We start from the raw sequence: 21,098 nt of genomic DNA, 5'->3' as shown, positions 1-21,098 counted from the left end.
AGTGCCAGTAGCACCGCGTTAAGCTGGCCCGACCGCCACCATAGAGATCACAGGCCATGGCCGTCAAACCCGAGCAACCCGCCCCAGAGGGCATTGCCCAGCAGGCAATCAAAAAACCCGTGAGCCCGCGCCTGACCCTGCTCACCGCGTCCGGGGTGTGTTCGTTGATCGTGCTCGACACCAATATCGTTGCGGTGACATTGCCGAGTATTGCCCGGGACTTGGGGGCGAACTTCGCCGATATCGAATGGGTGGTGAGTGCCTACATGCTCGCCTTCGCCGCGCTGCTGCTGCCCGCCGGGAGCATCGCCGACCGCTTTGGCCGGCAGAAAACCCTGCTCTGGGGCCTGAGTATTTTCATCCTCGCCTCCATGGGCTGCGGCGCGGCGCCCAGCGCGCTGTTCCTAGACATCGCCCGCGCCATCAAGGGCGTTGGCGCGGCGCTGCTGCTGACCTCGGCCCTGGCCTCCATTGGCCATACCTTCCACGACGAGGTCGAGCGGGCCAAGGCCTGGGCCTTCTGGGGCGCGTGCATGGGCGTGGCGATGACCGCCGCGCCCACGGTGGGCGGGCTGGTCACCGAGTTCCTCGGCTGGCGCTGGATCTTCTACCTCAACCTGCCCGTGGGCCTGCTGCTGATGGCGATGGTCTGGCGCGCCGTGCCGGAGTCCCGCGATTCCCAGGCCGCACGCCTGGACCCCTGGGGCAGCCTGGCCTTCAGCGCCAGTTTGCTGTGTTTGATCTGGGGCCTGATCGAAGCCAACCGCATCGGCTGGGACAGCCCCTTGACCTATGCGCGCCTGCTCGGCGGCGTGGCGTTGCTGGGGCTGTTCGTGGTGATCGAACGCCTGCAACGGCGGCCCATGGTGGATTTGCAGCTGTTCAAGCACCCGCGCTTTATCGGCGCCCTGCTCGGGATGTTTGCCTACGCCGGTTGCGCCCAGGTGATGATGACCCTGCTGCCGTTTTACCTACAAAACGGCTTGGGCTTCAGCGCCATCGCTTCAGGGCTGGGCATGCTGCCGTTCGCCCTGACCATGCTGATCTGCCCGCGCATCGGCGTGCGCCTGGCCAGCCGCTACGCCCCGGCCACCCTGATGGCGGCGGGCCTGACCCTGGTGGGCCTGGGCAACTTGCTGAGCGCTTGGGCGACCCAGGCCGGCGGCTACCTGGGTTTCGCCCTGGCGATCGCGGTGACCGGCGCCGGCGCGGGGCTGCTCAATGGCGACACACAGAAAAACATCATGGCCTGCGTGCCCCGCGACCGCGCCGGCATGGCCTCAGGCATGAGCACCACCATGCGCTTTAGCGCCATCATGCTGGCCATCGGCGTGTTCGGCGCCCTGCTCGCCAGCCACACCGAGCAGTTGCTCCACGCCAGCCTCAGCGCACAGGCCGGGCAATGGCTGGGCCAGGTGCAGGAGATCGCCTCGCGGGTGGTGGCCGGCGACATGAACGCCGCCCTCAGCACCCTGCCCGACACCGCCCGCGCCAGCGTCGAGCCCCTGGCGCGTCAGGCCTTTGTCGGCGGCTTCAGCCGCGTGCTCACCGTCGCCGGCCTCCTCGCCCTGCTGGGCGCCTGGGTGGTGGGCACCTTGATGCGCCATCCCATTCCCCAGCAGCAAACCAATTGCCGCAGTGGGTGCGAGCCTGCTCGCGATGAGGCCGGCACCTTCCACAAAGGTTCTGCCTGAACCAGCGCTATCGCCGGCCAGCCGTTTTCCTACAAAGGATGCGCAATACCGTTGCAACGGCGCCACACCCTGGCGGCTGGCTACAGTTCGTGCTACCAAGTCAGGGCCGGCCGCGTATTTCCCGCGCCACAAAGGAGCGCCCATGGTTGCACCCACCGATCGTCATGCCTTGGCCTTGCAGCGTTTTCTCGCCGAGCGCCCGGCCCTGGGCCTGGAGTTGGCCCAGCTCAACCCCTTGGCGGCCCAGGCGCGCCGGGAAAGCCTGGAGCAGTTTCGCCAGGAGCACCTGCACGCTGCATTCGAGGCCGAAGCCCAGGCCCAGGGCCTGTTTGCCTGGGAATTGACCCTCAAGCTCACCGCCGCCAGCCCCGCGCAGTACCTTGCGCAACGCCTGGAGGTGCACCGCGAGTCGGCGCAGATGGCCGGCATTGAGTGGGATCAGTACCGGCGCTTGTACGGTCTGGAACAATGAGCCTTTCTGCCCTTTCGAGCGCGTGCTAATGCTGCCTTCACCCACCCCACTACGCACCCACCCCGGCCTGCTGCGCCTGCAAAAGCTGCGCGGGCGCATTGGCCTGAGCCTGGTGGCGGCCCTGAGCGTGTTGGCGGGCATGACCGATGCCATTGGTTTCATGGCCACCGGCGATTTCGTGTCGTTCATGAGCGGCAACACCACGCGCCTGGCGGTGGCCATCAGCGAAGGCGACCTGGGCCTGACCCTGCGCCTAATGATCGTGGTCGCGGCCTTCGTCGCCGGCAATGCCCTGGGCATCGTGGTCGGCCGGCTCGGCGGGCGCCGGGCGCTGCCGTTGCTGTTGTGCATCGCCACCTTGCTGTGTGGCGCGGCGGCTTGGCCGTTTGCCACGCAATTGCCAGCGTTGCTGGCGGCGATCATCGCCATGGGCATGCTCAATGCCGCCGTGGAGCAGGTCAACGGCCTGCCGGTAGGCCTGACCTACGTTACCGGCGCCCTGTCGCGCTTTGGCCGTGGCCTGGGGCGCTGGATGCTGGGCGAGCAGCGCAACGGCTGGCGCGTGCAGTTGATCCCGTGGGCCGGGATGTTTGTCGGTGCGGTGCTGGGCGCGATGCTGGAGCATCGCCTGGGGTTCCAGGCCCTGTATGTCAGCGGCTTGCTGGCCGCGGCGCTGGGGCTGGTGTGCCTGAAAATTCCGCGGCGCTGGCAACTGGGCTATATGCCGCGCTGAACGCGCTTTCGCGAGGCCGTCGAGAAAGCATTATCATGGCCGCAGTTTTGCCATCGAGTCCGTCATGAAATTCGCCATTGCTGTGTTTAGCGCCGCCCACGCGCCTTCTTCGCGCCGCGCCCTGCTGTTTGCCCGGGCCGTGATCGAGGGCGGGCACCAGATCACCCGCCTGTTTTTCTACCAGGACGGCGTGTACAACGCCGCCAGCAGCCTGGTCACGCCCCAGGACGAACCGGACCTGGCGCGGCAATGGCGCGAGTTGGTCGAAGAACACCAACTCGACGCCGTGGTGTGCATCGCCGCCGCCCTGCGCCGTGGTGCGCTCAATGCAGAAGAAGCCCTGCGCTACAACCGCACGGCCACGGTGGAGGCGCCCTGGGTGCTGTCGGGCCTGGGCCAGTTGCATGACGCGGCGCAGAGCGCCGATCGCCTGATCTGTTTTGGAGGCGCCTGAACCGTGGCCAAATCCCTGTTGATTGTCAGCCGCCAGGCGCCGTGGTCCGGCCCCGGTGCCCGTGAAGCCCTGGATATCGTCCTTGCCGGTGGCGCCTTTGGCCTGCCCATCGGCCTGCTGTTTCTCGATGACGGCGTGTTCCAGGTCGCCACCGGGCAAGAGGCCCGCGCCCTCGAACAAAAAGACCTCAGCGCCAACCTGCAAGCCCTGGAGCTGTTCGGCGTGGAAGAGGTTTACCTGTGCCGCACCAGCGCCGCCGAACGCGGCCTGCACAACTGGAGCCTGGAAGGCCTGCAAGCGCTGAACGCCGAGCAGATCCGCGGCCTCTTCGATTCCTACGACCAGGTGATAACCCTCTGATGTCGACTTTGCATGTGTTGTCTCATTCGCCCTTTACCGATGGCCGCTTCAGCAGTTGCCTGCGCCTGCTGGGCGCCGCCGATGGCGTGCTGCTGTGCGGTGACGCGGTGCACGCCCTGCAACCGGGCACCGCGCCGTGCAACGCCTTGCAGGCGCTGAACAGCCCGCGCTTCGTTCTGCTTGAAGACGCTCAGGCCCGCGCCGTGGAGTTGCCGGCGTGGATCACTGGCGTGGATTACCCAGGGTTCGTGCAGTTGTCGATCGCCCACGACAAGGTCAACACTTGGCTATGACTGACCTGATTGTCGACGCCCGCCCCATCGCCCTGGACAAGGACGGCTACCTCGCCGACCGCAACGACTGGTCGCCATCAGTGGCCAGCGCCCTGGCCACCGCCGAGGGCATCGAGCTGACGGCTGAGCATTGGGAAATCCTCGACCTGCTGCGCGATTTCTATAGCCAGTTCCAGCTCTCGCCCGCTACCCGCCCGCTCATCAAGTACGCGGCCCTGAAACTGGGCCCGGCCAAGGGCAATAGCCTGCACCTCAACCGCCTGTTCAATGGCACTCCCGCCAAACTCGCCGCCAAGCTGGCGGGCCTGCCCAAGCCGACCAATTGCCTATGAACGATTTCCCCGCCCTGACCCTTGAAACCCCGGCCGAGCATCCCTTCGCCGAATTCGTACGTATCCTGGGCAAAGGCAAGCGCGGTGCGCGCAACCTCACCCGCGAGGAGGCCCGCGAGGCCATGGGCCTGCTGCTCGACGGCAAGGTCGAGGACACCCAACTCGGCGCCTTCCTGATGCTGTTGCGCCACAAGGAAGAAAGCCCCGAGGAGCTGGCCGGTTTCACCGAAGCCCTGCGCGCACGCCTCAACGCCCCGGCGCTGAGCGTGGACCTGGACTGGCCGACCTACGCCGGCAAAAAGCGCCACCTGCCCTGGTATTTGCTGGCGGCCAAGTGCCTGGCGCAAAACGGCGTGCGCATCCTGATGCACGGCGGCGGCGCCCACACCGCCGGGCGCCTGTACAGCGAGCAATTGCTCGACTTCCTACACATCCCCCTGTGCCGCGACTGGCAGCAAGTGGGCGCAGCCCTGGAGCACGGCAACCTGGCGTTCTTCCCCCTGGTGGACTGGGCGCCGCAGTTGCAACGGATGATCGACTTGCGCAACACCCTGGGCTTGCGTTCGCCGATCCATTCCCTGGCGCGCATCCTTAACCCCCTCGGCGCGCGCTGCGGCCTGCAAAGCATCTTCCACCCCGGCTACCAAGGCGTGCACCGCGACGCCAGCGGTTTGCTGGGGGACACCAGCCTGGTCATCAAGGGCGACGGCGGCGAGATCGAGATCAACCCCGACGCCGACAGCCATTTGTACGGCACCTGTGGCGGCGTGAGCTGGGATGAGCAATGGCCACAGCTGTCGGCCCAGCGCCACGTCAAACCGGCGTCCCTCGACCCGCAGCACCTCAAGGCGTTATGGCGCGGCGACGTCGAGGACAGCTACCCGCAACTGGCGCTGATCGCCACCATGGCCCTGGCCTTGCGTGGCCTGGGCCAGGATCGCGAGCAGGCGTTCAGCACCGCGCAGCAGTATTGGGACGCACGGGATCGATCCATTTAATCGATCATTACCGCCCACCCTTTGCGCTTTTTGTTCGAAACCATCGGCATAGACTGGGCCCACTCTATTTAGGCCGAGGACAGTGCAATGGGCTTGTTGATCGAAGGGCAATGGCGCGACCAGTGGTACAAAAGCGGCCAGGACGGCGCCTTCCAGCGCGAACAGGCACAGCGCCGCCACTGGCTGACCGCCGATGGCCGGCCCGGCCCCAGCGGTGAAGGCGGCTTTGCCGCCGAAGCCGGGCGCTATCACCTGTATGTGTCCCTGGCCTGCCCCTGGGCCCACCGCACGCTGATCCTGCGCAAGCTCAAGGGCCTGGAAAGCCTGATCGAGGTGTCCGTGGTCAGTTGGCTGATGCTAGAAAACGGCTGGACCTTCGACAAAACCCTGGGCAGCACCGGCGACGCACTCGACGGCTTCGACTTCCTGCACCAGCGCTACACCGCCGATACCGCCGACTACAGCGGCCGGGTCACGGTGCCGGTGCTGTGGGACACCCGCCAGGGGCGCATCGTCAACAACGAATCGGCAGACATCATCCGCATGTTCAACAGTGCCTTCGATGGCATCACCGGCAATACCCTGGACTTCTACCCCGCGCCGCTGCGCAACAGCATCGACGCCCTCAACGAGCGCATCTACCCGGCGATCAACAACGGCGTGTACCGCGCCGGGTTCGCCACATCACAGCAGGCCTATGAACAGGCCTTCGACGAGGTGTTCGCCGAGCTTGGACATCTGGAGCAGTTACTGGGGGAAAAACGCTACTTGGCGGGGCACTACCTGACGGAAGCGGACATTCGCCTGTTCACCACGCTGATCCGTTTCGACGCGGTGTACCACGGCCACTTCAAGTGCAACCTGCGGCGCCTGGCCGACTATCCGAACCTATCGAACTGGCTACGGGAGTTGTACCAATGGCCGGGGATTGGCGAGACGGTGCATTTGGACCACATCAAGCGCCATTACTACGCCAGCCACCGCACCATCAACCCCACGGGCATCGTGCCCAAGGGCCCGGCCCTGGGGCTTGATGCGGCCCATGATCGGCAGCGGCTGGAGGGCAAAGGGGTTTGGCAGGCGTAGCAAGCCCGCGGGCTACAGCACCTGCGCCTGTGCCCCTTCGAACCACGCCAGTTTCTCGCGCAGTTGCACCACTTCGCCGACGATCACCAAGGTCGGCGCATGCACTTCATGCTCCGCCACTAGTTCCGGCAAATTGCCCAAGGTGCCGGTGAACACACGCTGATTGACCGTGGTGCCCTGCTGGATCAACGCCGCCGGGGTGTCGGCCGAGCGGCCGTGGCCAATCAGTTGTTCGCAGATGATCGGCAAGCCCACCAGGCCCATGTAGAACACCAGGGTTTGCCCCGGCGCCACGAGGTCGCCCCAGGGCAGGTCGGTGCTGCCGTCCTTGAGGTGGCCGGTAACGAAACGCACCGACTGTGCGTAGTCGCGGTGGGTCAGGGGAATGCCGGCATAGGCCGCGCAACCGCTGGCCGCCGTGATCCCCGGCACCACTTGGAAGGGAATGCCGTGGGCCGCCAGCTCTTCGATCTCTTCGCCGCCACGGCCGAAGATGAACGGGTCGCCGCCCTTGAGCCGCACCACGCGTTTGCCTTGCAGGGCCAGGTCCACCAGTTGCTGGTTGATCTGCTCCTGGGGCACCGCGTGTTCGGCGCGGCGCTTGCCGACGTAGACCCGTTCCGCGTCGCGGCGGCACAGGTCAAGGATCGCCGGGGCGACGAGGCGGTCGTAAAGCACCACATCGGCCTGTTGCATCAGGCGCAAGGCACGAAAGGTCAGCAGGTCCGGATCGCCCGGCCCTGCGCCCACCAGATAGACTTCGCCACCGGCACGCGGCGCCTCACCGTTGATTTTTGCCAACAGCAGGCGTTCGGCCTCGGCCCCCTGCCCGGCCAGTTGGCGGTCGGCAATCGGGCCCTGGAACACGTCTTCCCAGAAGGCCCGGCGTTGCTGCACGTCGGGGAACAAGCCTTTGACCTGGTGGCGAAAACGCGCCGCCAGCCCCGCCAAGTGGCCGTAGGTGGAAGGAATCCAGGTTTCCAGCTTGGCCCGGATCAACCGCGCCAGCACTGGAGCATCGCCGCCACTGGAGACGGCGATGACCAAGGGCGAACGGTCGACGATGGCCGGGAAGATCACGCTGCACAAGGCGGGCGCGTCCACCACGTTGACCGGCACGCAGCGCCCTGTAGCGTCGCTGGACACCTGGGCGTTGAGTGGTTCGTCGTCGGTGGCGGCGATCACCAGCACGCAGCCATCGAGGTCGGCCTCCTGGTAACCACGCAACAGCACTTCACCGCCACTGCCCTGCACCAGTTCACGCAACTGGGTTTCGACCTGGGGAGCAACCACCCGCAGCACCGCGCCGGCCTCGGCCAGCAGGCGGGACTTGCGCAAGGCAATCTCCCCGCCGCCGACCACCAGCACACGCCTGCCACGCAGGTTATGGAACAGTGGCAGATAGTTCATTTAGCCGATGACCTCGATGCCGCCCATGTAGGGCTTGAGTACTGCTGGCACACGGATCGAGCCGTCGGCCTGTTGGTAGTTTTCCAGCACCGCCACCAGGGTGCGGCCCACCGCCAGGCCGGAGCCGTTGAGGGTGTGCACCAACTCAGGCTTGCCGGTTTCCGGGTTGCGAAAGCGCGCCTGCATGCGCCGGGCCTGGAAATCGCCGCAGTTGGAGCACGAGGAGATTTCGCGGTACTTGTCCTGGCTCGGGATCCACACTTCGAGGTCGTAGGTCTTGACCGCGCTAAAGCCCATGTCGCCGGTGCACAGGGCCAGGGTGCGGTAAGGCAGCTCCAGCAGTTGCAGGACTTTCTCGGCGTTGGCGGTGAGGCCTTCTAGGGCCTGCATGGAGGTGGACGGCTCGACGATCTGCACCATCTCCACCTTGTCGAACTGGTGCTGGCGGATCATGCCGCGGGTGTCACGCCCCGAAGCGCCCGCTTCACTGCGGAAACACGGCGTGTGGGCGACGAACTTCAACGGCAACTGCTTGGCGTCGATGATCTCGCCGGCGACGATGTTAGTCAGCGACACTTCGGCGGTGGGGATCAGGTACAGGTCGGCTTCGCCTTCGCGGCTGATCTTGAACAAGTCTTCCTCAAACTTGGGCAACTGACCGGTGCCTTGCAGGGCCGGGGCCTGGACCAGGTAAGGCGTGTAGGCCTCTTCGTAGCCGTGTTCGTTGATGTGCAGGTTAATCATGAACTGCGCCAGGGCGCGGTGCAGGCGCGCAATCGGCCCGCGCAGCAAGGCGAAACGGGCGCCGGAGAGCTTGGCGGCGGTCTCGAAGTCGAGCCAGCCGAACTGCTCGCCCAGGGCCACGTGGTCTTTGATCGGGAAGTCGAAGACCGTCGGCGTGCCCCAGCGGCGCACTTCGACGTTGTGGTCTTCGTCGGCGCCAACCGGTACCGACTCATGGGGCAGGTTGGGGATGTTCAGCAACATGGCGTCCAGGGCGTTCTGGATTTCATCCAGTTCGACCTTGCTGGCACTCAACTGGTTGCCCATGTTCTCGACGTTGGCCATCAGCGGCGCGATGTCTTCGCCGCGCTGCTTGGCCTGGCCGATGCCCTTGGAGACTGCGTTGCGCTCGGCCTGGAGTTTTTCGGTCAGGGTCTGGACGGTCTTGCGCTGTTCTTCCAGCGCTTCGATGCGGGCCACGTCCAGGACAAAGCCCCGGGAAGCCAGGCGATCCGCTACGTCCTGCAGGTTGCTACGTAACAGTTTGGAATCGAGCATGTCGGTCTCTCGTCTATCAAAGTTTGGTCAGGGACAGGCCAGCCCAGGTCGCGAGCAGCCCGCCGAATACGCTGATTGCCGCGTAGCCCAGGGCCAGCGGCGCTTGCCCGGTTTCCAGCAAGCGCACCGTATCCAGTGAAAAGGATGAAAACGTTGTGAGGCCGCCCAGAAAGCCGACCATCAACCCGGCACGTACCTCGACGGGCACCTCCGGGCGAATCAAAAACAGACCGTATAGGACGCCGATCAGCAGACAGCCGACGATATTAACGGCCAGCGTCGCCGTATAGAAGTGCCGCGGCCAATTGGCGCTGACCCAATTGCCGGCGGCAAAGCGCAATAAGGTGCCGGCCACGCCGCCCGCCGAGACGGCAAGGACCAGGGGGATCACGGTTTTCTCCGTTGCCGGGGGCTGGCCTGGTCCTGGGCCGCGAGGTGGCGCAGCTTCTCGCCGATCTTCAGTTCCAGGCCCCGGGGCACGGGTTGGTAGAAGGGTTGCGGCGCCAGTTCATCGGGAAAGTAGTCTTCGCCGGCGGCGTAAGCGTCCGGCTCGTCGTGGGCGTAGCGGTACTCGTCGCCATAGCCCAGTTGCTTCATCAGCTTGGTCGGGGCATTGCGCAGGTGCAGTGGCACTTCCAGGGAGCCATGCTCGGCGGCGCTGCGCATCGCTGCCTTGAAGCCCATGTACACCGCGTTGCTTTTCGGCGCGCAGGCCAGGTAAGTGATGGCCTGGGCCACCGCCAACTCGCCTTCCGGGCTGCCCAGGCGCTCCTGCACGTCCCAGGCCGCCAGGCATAGGCTCAGGGCACGGGGGTCGGCATTACCGATGTCTTCGCTGGCCATGCGCACCACGCGGCGCGCCAGGTACAGCGGGTCGCAGCCACCGTCGAGCATGCGGGCGAACCAGTACAGGGCGCCGTCCGGGTTGGAGCCGCGCACGGATTTGTGCAGCGCCGAGATCTGGTCGTAGAAGGCCTCGCCGCCCTTGTCGAAGCGCCGCCGTGTGTCGCCCAGCAGGCTTTGCAGCAAGTCTTCGTCGATCTGCGTGCCGTCTTCGGCCAGGTCGGAGGCGTTTTCCAGCAGGTTGAGCAGGCGCCGGCCGTCACCGTCGGCGGCGGCCAGGAGCATCTTGAAGCCTTCGTCGCTCAGGCTCAGCCGACGCTGGCCCAGGCCTTTGTCCTCGCTGAGGGCACGCTGCACCAGTTTGTGCATAGCGGCCTCGTCCAGGCTTTTAAGCACATAGACCCGGGCGCGGGAGAGCAAGGCATTGTTGAGCTCGAACGAGGGGTTTTCGGTGGTAGCACCGATGAAAATCAGCGTGCCGTCTTCGACATAGGGCAGGAACGCGTCCTGTTGGGACTTGTTGAAGCGGTGCACTTCGTCGACAAACAGGATGGTGCGCTTGCCGTATTGCCCGGCCTGCTGCTTGGCCACGTCCACCGCCTGGCGGATTTCCTTGACCCCGGCCAGCACCGCCGAGACGGTTTCGAAGTGGGCGTCAGAGACCTGCGCCAGCAGCCGCGCAAGGGTGGTTTTGCCGACCCCAGGCGGCCCCCAGAAGATCATCGAGTGCAGCGCGCCCTGCTCCAGCGCCTCGCGCAGGGGTTTGCCGCGCGCCAGCAAGTGCTCCTGGCCGACGTACTCGTCCAGGTTGGTCGCGCGCAGCCGCGCGGCCAGTGGCTGGGCGATCGGGTCACTTCGAAACAGGTCCATCACTACTTAGCAAACCTCGCTGGGTACGGGTGGCAGGTGCCCACAGGGCCTGCGCCTTACTCCTGGATCACATCGGCACCCTTGGGGATGTCGAACTTGAACTTGGACGCGGGGATCGGTTCATTGGCCTTGACCGCGGTAAACAGGATGTTGGTGCGCTGGCCGACGCTGTCGATCAGCTGCATGTCGTTGACCAACCCATTGCGAAACGACAGGCGCAGGCTGTCGAACAGGGTGTCCTTGGTCTTGGGCTTGAGGGTGAAGTCGATCACCCCGCTTTGTTCCTTGGCGCTGATCTCGAAGCTTTCGCTGATCTTGGACACGTCGCCGGAGAGCAACAGGGCCGGGGTCTGGGTCAGGCGCTGGTCGAGTTTTTTGATGGTCACCTGCTCCAGGTCCGGGTCCCACAGCGAGACCTTCTGGCCATCGGAGACCATCAGTTGTTCTTGCGGCGCATCGGTGTGCCAGTAGAACAGCCCCGGGCGCTGCAATGCCATCTGGCCGGCGGTTTCCTGCAACTGGGTGCCGCTGCCATCGAGGGTCAGTTGGGAGAACCGCGCCGTCAGGGTCTGGGACTTTTCCAGCAATTGGGTCAAGCGTGCCACGTCCTTGTCATCGGCGTGGGCGGTCAGCGTGGTCAGGGCCAGTACCGGCAGCAACAGCATGCGGATCAGACGCATGGGAGTCCTCATAGAATTCGTGGGAAGGCGAACGGCGTGCTGGCACGCCGCCCTGTGGCAAATCAGTGCTTAGTCGCGCGAAGGGCCCGGGGCCAGGACTTCACGCGAGCCGTTGGTGTTCATGGAGGTCACGACCCCGGCCATTTCCATGGCCTCGATCATACGCGCGGCACGGTTGTAGCCTATTTTCAGCTTACGCTGCACGGCAGAGATGGAGGCGCGACGGCTTTCGAGCACGAACTGTACCGCTTCGTCGTACAAGGCGTCGGTTTCGGCATCTTCTTCCCCGCCACCACTGCCGCCATCAAAACCGCTGCCGGCCTCTTCGATGCCATTGAGAATGTCATCGTTGTATTCCGGTGCGCCGCGCAGTTTCCAGGCCTCTACCACGCGGTGCACCTCGTCATCGGAGACGAAAGCGCCGTGCACGCGGATCGGCAGACTGGTGCCGGGCGGCATGTAGAGCATGTCGCCGTGGCCCAGCAGTTGCTCGGCGCCACCCTGGTCGATAATGGTGCGCGAGTCGATCTTGCTCGATACCTGGAATGCCATGCGCGTGGGGATGTTGGCCTTGATGAGGCCGGTAATCACGTCCACCGAAGGACGCTGGGTGGCGAGGATCAGGTGGATACCGGCGGCACGGGCCTTTTGGGCGATACGGGCGATCAGCTCTTCGACCTTTTTGCCGACGATCATCATCATGTCGGCGAATTCATCGACCACGACCACGATGGTCGGCAGCTTGGTCAGCAACGGCGCTTCGTCGTGGATGCTCTGGCGGTTGTACAACGGGTCGGTCAGCGGCGTGCCTGCGTCCTGAGCTTCCTTGACCTTATGGTTGAAGCCCGACAGGTTGCGCACCCCCATCTTCGCCATCAGTTTGTAGCGCCGCTCCATCTCGGCCACGCTCCAGCGCAGGGCGTTGGCAGCGTCCTTCATGTCGGTGACCACCGGGCACAGTAGGTGCGGGATGCCTTCGTAGATCGACAACTCGAGCATTTTCGGGTCGATCATGATGAGCTTGGCGTCTTCAGGGCCGGACTTGAACAGGATCGACAGAATCATCGCGTTGACGCCCACCGACTTACCGGAGCCTGTCGTACCGGCCACCAGCAGGTGGGGCATCTTCGCCAGGTCGGTGATAACCGGTTTGCCGCCGATGTCATGGCCCAGGGCCAGGGTGACCGGGGATTTCGCGTCGTCGTACTCCGGTGTCGACAGCACCTCGGAGAAGCGCACGATCTGGCGGTCTTCGTTGGGGATCTCGATGCCGACGGTGGTCTTGCCGGGAATCACTTCCACCACCCGCACACTGGTCACGGCCAGGGAACGGGCCAGGTCCTTGGCCAGGTTGGAGATGCGGCTGACCTTGACACCTGCGGCGGGCTGGATTTCGTAGCGGGTAATCACCGGGCCTGGGTGAATCGAATCCACAGAAACTTCAACACCAAACTCCTTGAGTTTGATTTCCAGCAAATGACCGACGGCGGCCAAAGACTCGGGGGAATAATTGAGTTGCTTCTTTTCAGCCGGGTCCAGGATAGAGATTGGTGGCAAAGTGCCTTCAACTGCACTGTCGACAAACAACGGTGCCTGTTTCTCTTTTTGAACACGCTTACTCGGTTCCGGCGTTTTGGCCGGAGCCGGTGCAATAACCGGCGGAACTTGTTTTTCCCGCTCGGACATATGCTTACTCAAGGCTTGTTCACGCTCGATCAAACGCTCTTTGACCTTGGCTTGTTCGCGCTTATCGGTGACCGTAGGCGCCACCACTTCGTTGACCCGGGTATCGACCTCGCGCAACTGCGCAACCAGTTGTTTGCGTTCGACACGGGCCGCCCACCAACGGTTGGCCGCGCCCTGGAACAACTCGAAGAGGTCCAGGGTGATCTTGCCGGTCACGTCCATGACCTTGAACCACGAAAGGTCGGTAAATACTGTCAGGCCGAATAGGAACAACGCGATGAACATCAGCGTACTGCCCTGGATGTTCAGCGCGTTCTTCGCGAGGTCGCCCAGGCTCTCGCCCAACGCACCGCCGGCCCCAGCCGGCAAGCCGGTGGGCGCGTGAAAGTGGATGTGGGCCAGGGCTGCGCCCGACAGCACAAGGAACACCAGGCCGATCAGGCGCCAGGAAAACAGCCAACCGCTCCACAGCCAGGGTTCGTGGCGCTGGCGAAATATTTGGTAGGTCTTGATGGCCAATAACAACGGGAAGATATAGGCGAAGTAACCCAGGATCATGAACAGGATATCGGCGCTATAAGAACCGGCGGGGCCGCCGAAGTTCTGCACGTCATCAATCTTGCTGTTATGGCTCCAGCCCGGATCGTCCTTGCCGTAAGTCAGCAATGCCATCATCAGAAACAGGCACAATGCGCCAATGGCAATCAGTGCACCTTCCTTTAACCGGTAGTGCAATTGCTGGCGCCAGAGAGGAACTACTGCTTTAGGTGCTGCCGTGGATTTCTTCAAAACGCGTCTTTTCCTGCGCCGTAGCGCGACCAACTGTTGATTGACTATAAAAACTGCCCAATCCGGGCAGGCAACAAGTTAACAAGCATAACTGAAACTATTTTTAACACTGTGCTCTTCATTCTTGAAGCAAAGTGCGCGCCGAATGGCCATTGTACGGGTTTGCACGGGCGATGCCACGTCGCGACGGCTTGGGTGTAGCATAGCCAGCAGGCCGGCAGATGCGGGCCAATTTGAGCACGCATTGTCTTTTGTGACAAAGGCTTATGAGAGGTTTTATGAACGGGGCAGAGCATTTGCGCCGGATCCCGGGCCCTGAAGTGCCAGTACCGTACTACCGCCTCGAAGCCACCCCGAGTTCGACCCTGATGGCCGTGTAGAGTTGCAGATACCCAACAACCCTCGTCTTCGCCGACACAGCCCCTACTGTCTGTATCGGCCCTGCTATAAGCCTGAATGCCATGCTGACCTGGTTACAACGCAACTCCCTCGCCTTCCCGCCGCTGGAAAAAGCCATGCGCGAGCCCAACGGCCTGCTGGCCGCCGGCGGCGACCTGAGCGCCGATCGCCTGATCCAGGCTTACCGCCATGGTTGCTTCCCATGGTTCTCCGAAGGCCAGCCCATCCTCTGGTGGTCGCCAGACCCGCGCACCGTCCTATTTCCGAGCGAACTACATATTTCCCGCAGCTTGGCCAAGCTGCTGCGCCAGCAACGCTACCAGGTAACGTTCGACCAAGACTTCGCTGCCGTCATCCAGGCCTGCGCAGCGCCCCGGGAATATGCCGACGGCACCTGGATCACCGAGGCGATGCAGAACGCCTACGTGGAGCTGCACAAGCGCGGGTATGCCCACTCGGTCGAGGTCTGGGACCAGGGCGTGCTCGTCGGCGGGCTCTATGGGCTGGCGATGGGGCAACTGTTTTTTGGCGAGTCTATGTTCAGCCGCGCCGACAACGCCTCCAAGTTCGGCTTCGCCACCCTGGTCAAGCACCTTGAGCGGTCAGGCTTTGTCCTCATCGACTGTCAGATGCCCACCGAACACCTGCACAGCCTCGGCGCCCGTGCCCTCCCCCGCCGCGAGTTCGCAGGCTACCTGGCCCGCCATCTTGACCAGCCCAACAGCGCCACCTGGGTTCCCTAGGCGCCTTTTACCAAGCTGGCTTACACTTACCCAAAGCTTATTCCGAGGGTTGACCATGACCGAGTTGGCGCGCCTGAAGTTCTATGCCACTCAGCCTCACTCTTGCAGCTACCTGCCCGAAGAGCAGGCGACTACGCTTTTTCTCGACCCTAGCCAGCCCATGGATGTGCATGTGTATGCCGACCTGTCGGAGATGGGCTTTCGCCGCAGCGGCGACCACCTCTACCGGCCCCACTGCCAGAACTGCAACGCCTGCGTCCCCGCACGCATCCCCGCAGCGCAATTTTTGCCCAACCGCCAGCAGAAACGCATCTTCAAGCGCAATGCGGATTTGCATGTGCAACCGGCCAAGCCCACGTTCAGCGAAGAATACTTCGACCTTTACCAACGCTACATCGAGCAACGTCACGCCGACGGCGACATGTACCCACCCAGCCGCGAACAGTTTTCAACCTTTCTGGTCCGCGAACTGCCCTTCTCCAGATTCTATGAGTTCCGTCTTGACGGTCGCCTACTCGCGGTAGCGGTCAGCGACCTACTGCCCAACGGGCTCTCGGCGGTGTACACCTTTTATGAGCCCAAGGAAGAGCGGCGCAGCCTCGGGCGCTATGCCATCCTCTGGCAAATCGCCGAGGCCCGGCGCCTGGAGCTGGATGCGGTGTACCTCGGCTACTGGATCAAGAACTGCAAAAAGATGAACTACAAGACCCAATATCGCCCCATCGAGCTGCTCATTAATCAACGTTGGGTGACCATGAGTTAGAAGCCCTTGGCTTAAACCCCATTTTTCGGGCACAATGCACGCCGCTTTTGCCTGGCGCAGTTGCACCGGGCCATTCATTGGATACCGAGGGCTTTACTGCATGTCGAAAGAAGACAGCTTCGAAATGGAAGGCACTGTCGTCGACACCCTGCCCAACACCATGTTTCGCGTGGAGTTGGAAAATGGGCACGTCGTAACCGCGCATATCTCCGGCAAGATGCGCAAGAATTACATTCGTATTCTTACCGGTGACAAAGTGCGCGTCGAGCTGACGCCCTATGACTTGAGCAAAGGTCGCATCACTTACCGCGCTCGCTAAGCAAGTCAATACAAGACGCCCGGTTCATACCGGGCGTTTTTGTTTGCGCAAATTAACAGACAACAAAAAGGCGCATTCAAGCGCCTTTTTGTTTTACTGCCCGCTCACTATCAAGCCATTTCAGCCGTGGTTTCGAACTCGAAGGTCAGCTCGCCATCCTTCAGATCGATATGTACCACGCCGCCATGCTCGGCCAACTCGCCAAAGAGAATCTCTTCGGCCAGGGGGCGCTTGATCTTGTCCTGGATCAAACGAGCCATCGGGCGGGCACCCATTTGCACATCGTAGCCACCCTCGGCCAGCCACCCCCGCGCCGCATCCGTCACCTCCAACAGCACACGCTTGTCCTCCAACTGCGCCTGAAGCTCGGTAAGGAATTTGTCCACCACACTTTTGATGACTTCGTGGCTGAGGCGACCGAACTGGATAATGGTATCCAGGCGGTTGCGGAACTCCGGCGTGAAACTCTTCTTGATCGCTTCCATGGCGTCAGAAGAGTGATCCTGGAAAGTGAAGCCAATAGACGCGCGCGCTGCCGTTTCCGCACCCGCATTGGTTGTCATGATAAGGATCACATTACGGAAATCTGCCTTGCGCCCGTTGTTGTCCGTCAGCGTCCCGTGGTCCATGACCTGCAACAACAGGTTGAAGACTTCCGGGTGCGCCTTCTCGATCTCATCGAGCAACAACACGCAATGCGGTTGCTTGGTGATAGCCTCGGTCAACAAACCGCCCTGGTCGAAACCGACATACCCGGGAGGTGCGCCGATCAAGCGGGACACGGTATGCCGCTCCATGTACTCGGACATGTCGAAGCGCACCAACTCGATACCCATGGCCTTGGCCAACTGCCTGGCAGCTTCGGTCTTGCCAACACCGGTCGGCCCCGCGAACAGGAAGGAGCCTACGGGCTTGTCGGGCGATTTGAGCCCTGCGCGAGACAACTTGATCGCGGTCGACAATGAATCGATAGCGGCATCCTGGCCGAACACGGTGAGTTTCAGATCCCGTTCAAGATTGCGCAGCAGTTCCTTATCAGAACTGGTGACATGCTTAGGCGGAATACGAGCGATTTTGGCCACAATATCTTCAACCTGCGGCACCTCAATACGCTTCACGCGCTTCTCGACCGGTTGCAGGCGCTGATAGGCGCCCGCCTCGTCGATAACGTCGATGGCTTTGTCGGGCATATGCCGATCATTGATGTAGCGCGATGCCAGCTCGGCAGCCGCGCGCAATGCCTCATCGCTGTACTCGATATTGTGATGCTGCTCAAAACGCCCTTTAAGGCCGCGCAAAATTCCAATGGTGTCTTCTACCGAAGGCTCTGACACGTCAACCTTCTGGAAGCGCCGCGCCAAGGCGCGATCCTTCTCGAAAATACCGCGAAACTCCTGAAACGTAGTGGAACCGATGCAACGAATGTCGCCCGAAGACAACAACGGCTTGAGCAGATTCGAGGCATCCATCACGCCACCAGAGGCCGCACCAGCACCAATGATGGTGTGGATCTCATCAATAAAAAGGATGGCCTGCGGACGTTTTTTCAGCTCACCCAACAACGCTTTGAAACGCTTCTCGAAATCGCCGCGGTATTTGGTCCCGGCGAGCAGCGCCCCCAGGTCCAGGGAGTAGACAACGCTGTTAGCCAGCAGGTCTGGCACCTGATTATCGACAATGCGCTTGGCCAAGCCTTCAGCGATCGCGGTTTTACCCACACCCGCCTCGCCGACCAACAGAGGATTGTTCTTGCGTCGACGCGCCAGTATCTGGGCGACGCGCTCCACTTCCAGCTCACGCCCTACCAGCGGGTCGATACGACCCTGACGCGCGAGTTCATTGAGGTTGCTGGCGTACGCATCCAGAGGATTGCCTGAAGAGGAAGACTCACCGCCCTCATCGTCCTGCATATCTTGCTCACCTTCAGAGTGATCGCCATGCCCCGGCACTTTTGAAATGCCATGGGCGATGTAGTTGACGACATCAATGCGCGCAACGCTCTGCTGCTTGAGCAGAAACACGGCCTGACTCTCTTGCTCACTAAAGATGGCGACTAGCACGTTGGCGCCAGTCACTTCCCGCTTGCCCGAGCTCTGTACATGGAAGACAGCACGCTGCAGAACCCGCTGAAACCCCAGGGTTGGCTGGGTTTCGCGATCCTCGTCATGGACAGGGATCAACGGAGTGGTGGAGTCGATGAACTCCTGCAGATCGTGCTTGAGTTTGTCGAGGTTGGCGCCGCACGCACGTAACACAGTGGCGGCGGCCTCGTTATCCAAAAGGGCCAACAAAAGGTGCTCGACCGTCATGAACTCATGACGCTTTGAGCGAGCCTCCTTGAAGGCGAGATTGAGAGTGACTTCGAGCTCGCGGTTTAACATAGCTTCACCTCATACCCAAGTGGTCGGAGTTAACCGTCCTTCTCGATTTCACAGAGTAGCGGATGCTGGCTTTCCCTGGCGTACTGGTTGACCTGCATGGCCTTGGTCTCGGCGATGTCGCGGGTAAACACTCCACATACTGCCCGTCCTTCTGTATGAACGGCCAGCATGACCTTGGTCGCCAGCTCGCGATTCAGGTTAAAAAACACCTCGAGCACTTCGACGACGAAATCCATCGGTGTGTAGTCATCATTGAACAAAACCACCTTGTACATCGGTGGCGCCTGTAGGGCAGGCTTAGCCTCCTGTACAGCAATGCCTGCGGAATCGTCGTCGTGTAGGTCCGGGCGATCCTGATTGAATGTTAGTCGAATCTGGCTGATTGCATGCATGGAAAGAAAGGTTCGTCAGTTGTGCAAATACAGTGGTGGGGGCTCCCCGGGAGGATTTCAACTCCATCCGCCCAGTCACCTTGACTATCAGCAAAACGGTGTTACAACCAATAGGAGCCCACATTGGGTAATAAAGGTCCGCACCGTCAACCGGATTTTCCGTTTTGAGTGCAGATTAACTGGATGATACTCCAGTGATGGAGTCTGTTGCAGAGGGATATGAGTATGGCAAGCGGCAAGGTCAAATGGTTTAACAATGCCAAGGGGTATGGATTTATCAACGAAGAAGGCAAGACAGAAGACCTGTTTGCCCATTATTCAGCTATCGAGATGGATGGATACAAGACCCTGAAAGCGGGTCAGCCAGTGAAGTTCGAAATCATCCAGGGCCCCAAGGGACTGCATGCCATCAAAATCAGCGCCAATATCGATACCCCCAACGCCGGCACAAGCAGCCCGACACCAAGAAAAGAAGCCGCTGCAACCTAAGAACAACCAAACATTCAGATATAAAAAACCGGCCATATCAATCAAATGAAATGGCCGGTTTTTGCTTAGCGCAGATCAGCTCACATATGAGAGATCAGGGCATCGCCGAACGCAGAAGACGACAGCAGTTTGGCACCGTCCATCAGGCGTTCGAAGTCATAGGTCACAGTCTTGGCCGAGATGGCGCCATTGGTGCCCTTGATGATGAGGTCGGCCGCTTCGGTCCAGCCCATGTGACGCAGCATCATTTCCGCCGACAGGATCAGCGAACCCGGGTTCACCTGGTCTTTGCCTGCGTACTTCGGGGCCGTACCGTGGGTGGCTTCGAACATGGCGATGGTGTCAGACAGGTTGGCGCCCGGAGCGATACCGATACCGCCCACTTCCGCCGCCAGGGCGTCGGACAGGTAGTCACCGTTGAGGTTCAGGGTGGCGATCACATCGTACTCGGCCGGGCGCAGCAGGATCTGCTGAAGCATGGCGTCGGCAATGGCATCCTTGACGATGACGTTCTTGCCGGTTTTTGGGTTCTTGAACTGCATCCAAGGACCACCATCAAGCAGGGTCGCGCCGAATTCTTCAGCCGCCACTTCATAGGCCCATTCCTTGAAGGCACCTTCGGTGAACTTCATGATGTTGCCTTTGTGCACGATGGTCAGCGAGTCACGGTCGTTATCGACTACATACTGCAGTGCCTTGCGAGCCAGACGCTTGGTGCCCTGCAGGGAAACCGGCTTGATACCGATGCCGCAGTTTTCGTCGAAACGGATCTTGGTCACGCCCATTTCGTCTTTCAGGAACTTGATGACCTTGGTCGCTTCCGGCGAACCCGCCTTCCACTCGATACCGGCATAAATGTCTTCGGAGTTTTCGCGGAAGATCGTCATGTCGACGTCGCCAGGCTTCTTGACCGGGCTAGGCACGCCTTCAAACCAACGCACAGGGCGCAGGCAAACGTACAGGTCCAGTTGCTGGCGCAGGGCCACGTTCAGGGAACGGATACCGCCGCCGACTGGCGTGGTCAACGGGCCCTTGATGGAGACAACGTAGTCTTTGACGGCGTCCAGGGTTTCCTGAGGCAGCCAGGTGTCCTGATCGTAGACCTGAGTGGCCTTCTCACCGGCGTACACTTCCATCCAGGAGATTTTGCGCTCGCCACCGTAAGCTTTCTTAACAGCCGCATCGACAACCTTAATCATGACCGGGCTGATATCGACGCCAATGCCATCACCTTCGATAAAAGGGATGATCGGGTTGTTAGGAACATTGAGAGAATGGTCTGCATTGACGGTGATTTTGTCGCCGACTGCTGGAACCTGAATCTTCTTGTATCCCATGCTGGACTCCGTTGTGTGGATTGAACATCTGGCTGCGCAGGAGCGTAACCCAGTTGAATCTGGACGGGAACCTTATGTTCCACTCATCTGGGACCGAACCTGTACTTTTGGCGCCCTACAAGCTGCAAAGCAACGAGGGAACCGACAAAGTGCAGCACCAGGGCGCGCAGTGTAAGGCCCCCACCGGGCACGAGCCTTTAGACCAAAGGACAACCCCCCGCCCGCATTCGCCGCCAGCGTAGTACTAAAGACCTATGTATAATGCGCCGGTGACCACTGGGTCACAGAACACAA

General features: G+C 61.7%; 22 protein-coding genes. 13 read left to right on the top strand and 9 right to left on the bottom strand.

All coding sequences use genetic code 11. The features are described 5' to 3' along the window. The first annotated feature begins 56 nt into the window (after window positions 1-56). The 9 genes from AC19YR_RS13695 to AC19YR_RS13655 all read left to right on the top strand — a co-directional run bounded on the left by AC19YR_RS13695 (window position 57) and on the right by AC19YR_RS13655 (window position 6,422). The gene (locus AC19YR_RS13695; RefSeq protein WP_500598836.1) at window positions 57-1,694 is read left to right on the top strand and encodes an MFS transporter; all 1,638 of its coding nucleotides are present in this window, start codon (window positions 57-59) and stop codon (window positions 1,692-1,694) included. A 142-nt stretch (window positions 1,695-1,836) separates the two neighbouring features. Further along, window positions 1,837-2,166, top strand: a complete 330-nt coding sequence (locus AC19YR_RS13690) for a DUF6388 family protein (protein ID WP_095109922.1) — start codon at window positions 1,837-1,839, stop codon at window positions 2,164-2,166. A gap of 28 nt (window positions 2,167-2,194) precedes the next feature. Next, window positions 2,195-2,899, top strand: a complete 705-nt coding sequence (locus AC19YR_RS13685; RefSeq protein ID WP_095109923.1) for a YoaK family protein — start codon at window positions 2,195-2,197, stop codon at window positions 2,897-2,899. Between the two features lie 64 nt (window positions 2,900-2,963). Further along, a complete protein-coding gene (gene tusD / locus AC19YR_RS13680) occupies window positions 2,964-3,353 on the top strand; it encodes a sulfurtransferase complex subunit TusD (RefSeq protein WP_095109924.1) in 390 nt (129 codons plus the stop codon). 3 nt (window positions 3,354-3,356) lie between these two features. Then, the gene (gene tusC / locus AC19YR_RS13675) at window positions 3,357-3,713 is read left to right on the top strand and encodes a sulfurtransferase complex subunit TusC (protein WP_500598833.1); all 357 of its coding nucleotides are present in this window, start codon (window positions 3,357-3,359) and stop codon (window positions 3,711-3,713) included. Next, the gene (gene tusB / locus AC19YR_RS13670; RefSeq protein WP_500598832.1) at window positions 3,713-4,006 is read left to right on the top strand and encodes a sulfurtransferase complex subunit TusB; all 294 of its coding nucleotides are present in this window, start codon (window positions 3,713-3,715) and stop codon (window positions 4,004-4,006) included. Before tusC ends, tusB begins: the two co-directional genes overlap by 1 nt. Then, window positions 4,003-4,338 (top strand): TusE/DsrC/DsvC family sulfur relay protein, encoded by a 336-nt coding sequence (locus tag AC19YR_RS13665; RefSeq protein ID WP_095109927.1) that lies wholly within the window; start codon window positions 4,003-4,005, stop codon window positions 4,336-4,338. The genes tusB and AC19YR_RS13665 overlap by 4 nt, the downstream gene beginning before the upstream one ends. Further along, window positions 4,335-5,336, top strand: a complete 1,002-nt coding sequence (locus AC19YR_RS13660; RefSeq protein WP_500598830.1) for a glycosyl transferase family protein — start codon at window positions 4,335-4,337, stop codon at window positions 5,334-5,336. The genes AC19YR_RS13665 and AC19YR_RS13660 overlap by 4 nt, the downstream gene beginning before the upstream one ends. Before the next feature lie 87 nt (window positions 5,337-5,423). Beyond that, window positions 5,424-6,422, top strand: coding sequence for a glutathione S-transferase family protein (locus AC19YR_RS13655; RefSeq protein WP_500598828.1), 999 nt, complete (start codon window positions 5,424-5,426; stop codon window positions 6,420-6,422). A 12-nt stretch (window positions 6,423-6,434) separates the two neighbouring features. Here AC19YR_RS13655 and cysG read toward each other — a convergent pair whose 3' ends face one another. The 6 genes from cysG to ftsK all read right to left on the bottom strand — a co-directional run bounded on the left by cysG (window position 6,435) and on the right by ftsK (window position 14,014). Beyond that, the gene (gene cysG, locus AC19YR_RS13650) at window positions 6,435-7,832 is read right to left on the bottom strand and encodes a siroheme synthase CysG (RefSeq protein ID WP_095109930.1); all 1,398 of its coding nucleotides are present in this window, start codon (window positions 7,830-7,832) and stop codon (window positions 6,435-6,437) included. Then, on the bottom strand, window positions 7,833-9,113 hold the full coding sequence (gene serS, locus AC19YR_RS13645; protein ID WP_500598826.1) for a serine--tRNA ligase: 1,281 nt from the start codon (window positions 9,111-9,113) through the stop codon (window positions 7,833-7,835). Window positions 9,114-9,129: 16 nt separating this feature from the next. Beyond that, the gene (gene crcB, locus AC19YR_RS13640; protein ID WP_095109932.1) at window positions 9,130-9,504 is read right to left on the bottom strand and encodes a fluoride efflux transporter CrcB; all 375 of its coding nucleotides are present in this window, start codon (window positions 9,502-9,504) and stop codon (window positions 9,130-9,132) included. After that, window positions 9,501-10,826 carry a replication-associated recombination protein A gene (locus AC19YR_RS13635; RefSeq protein WP_500598824.1) on the bottom strand — a complete coding sequence of 442 codons (1,326 nt, stop codon included), beginning with the start codon at window positions 10,824-10,826 and terminating at the stop codon, window positions 9,501-9,503. Before AC19YR_RS13635 ends, crcB begins: the two co-directional genes overlap by 4 nt. A gap of 56 nt (window positions 10,827-10,882) precedes the next feature. Next, the gene (gene lolA, locus AC19YR_RS13630; protein ID WP_095109934.1) at window positions 10,883-11,506 is read right to left on the bottom strand and encodes an outer membrane lipoprotein periplasmic chaperone LolA; all 624 of its coding nucleotides are present in this window, start codon (window positions 11,504-11,506) and stop codon (window positions 10,883-10,885) included. Window positions 11,507-11,575: 69 nt separating this feature from the next. After that, a complete protein-coding gene (ftsK, locus tag AC19YR_RS13625) occupies window positions 11,576-14,014 on the bottom strand; it encodes a DNA translocase FtsK (RefSeq protein WP_371856241.1) in 2,439 nt (812 codons plus the stop codon). 428 nt (window positions 14,015-14,442) lie between these two features. On the opposite strand from ftsK, the gene aat reads away from it, so the two are divergent. From aat to infA, 3 genes are all read left to right on the top strand, one after another. Then, complete coding sequence (gene aat, locus AC19YR_RS13620) at window positions 14,443-15,123, top strand: leucyl/phenylalanyl-tRNA--protein transferase (protein WP_500598823.1); 681 nt, start codon at window positions 14,443-14,445, stop codon at window positions 15,121-15,123. A 55-nt stretch (window positions 15,124-15,178) separates the two neighbouring features. Continuing rightward, complete coding sequence (locus AC19YR_RS13615) at window positions 15,179-15,886, top strand: arginyltransferase (protein ID WP_095109937.1); 708 nt, start codon at window positions 15,179-15,181, stop codon at window positions 15,884-15,886. A 100-nt stretch (window positions 15,887-15,986) separates the two neighbouring features. Continuing rightward, window positions 15,987-16,205 carry a translation initiation factor IF-1 gene (gene infA / locus AC19YR_RS13610; RefSeq protein ID WP_002553999.1) on the top strand — a complete coding sequence of 73 codons (219 nt, stop codon included), beginning with the start codon at window positions 15,987-15,989 and terminating at the stop codon, window positions 16,203-16,205. A 110-nt stretch (window positions 16,206-16,315) separates the two neighbouring features. Here the strand turns inward: infA and clpA are convergent, their stop codons facing one another. Beyond that, window positions 16,316-18,586 (bottom strand): ATP-dependent Clp protease ATP-binding subunit ClpA, encoded by a 2,271-nt coding sequence (gene clpA / locus AC19YR_RS13605; RefSeq protein ID WP_095109938.1) that lies wholly within the window; start codon window positions 18,584-18,586, stop codon window positions 16,316-16,318. A gap of 29 nt (window positions 18,587-18,615) precedes the next feature. Then, window positions 18,616-18,978 (bottom strand): ATP-dependent Clp protease adapter ClpS, encoded by a 363-nt coding sequence (clpS, locus tag AC19YR_RS13600; RefSeq protein ID WP_015094394.1) that lies wholly within the window; start codon window positions 18,976-18,978, stop codon window positions 18,616-18,618. Between the two features lie 225 nt (window positions 18,979-19,203). Between clpS and cspD the strand changes: the two genes are divergently transcribed. Further along, the gene (cspD, locus tag AC19YR_RS13595) at window positions 19,204-19,467 is read left to right on the top strand and encodes a cold shock domain-containing protein CspD (protein WP_176465138.1); all 264 of its coding nucleotides are present in this window, start codon (window positions 19,204-19,206) and stop codon (window positions 19,465-19,467) included. A gap of 80 nt (window positions 19,468-19,547) precedes the next feature. Here cspD and icd read toward each other — a convergent pair whose 3' ends face one another. After that, window positions 19,548-20,804: an NADP-dependent isocitrate dehydrogenase gene (icd, locus tag AC19YR_RS13590; RefSeq protein WP_095109940.1), complete on the bottom strand. Its 1,257-nt coding sequence runs from the start codon at window positions 20,802-20,804 to the stop codon at window positions 19,548-19,550. Between the last annotated feature and the right edge of the window lie 294 nt (window positions 20,805-21,098).

The organism is Pseudomonas sp. MF08817 (assembly GCF_059862705.1).
This window is presented reverse-complemented; position numbering and strand designations above follow the sequence as displayed.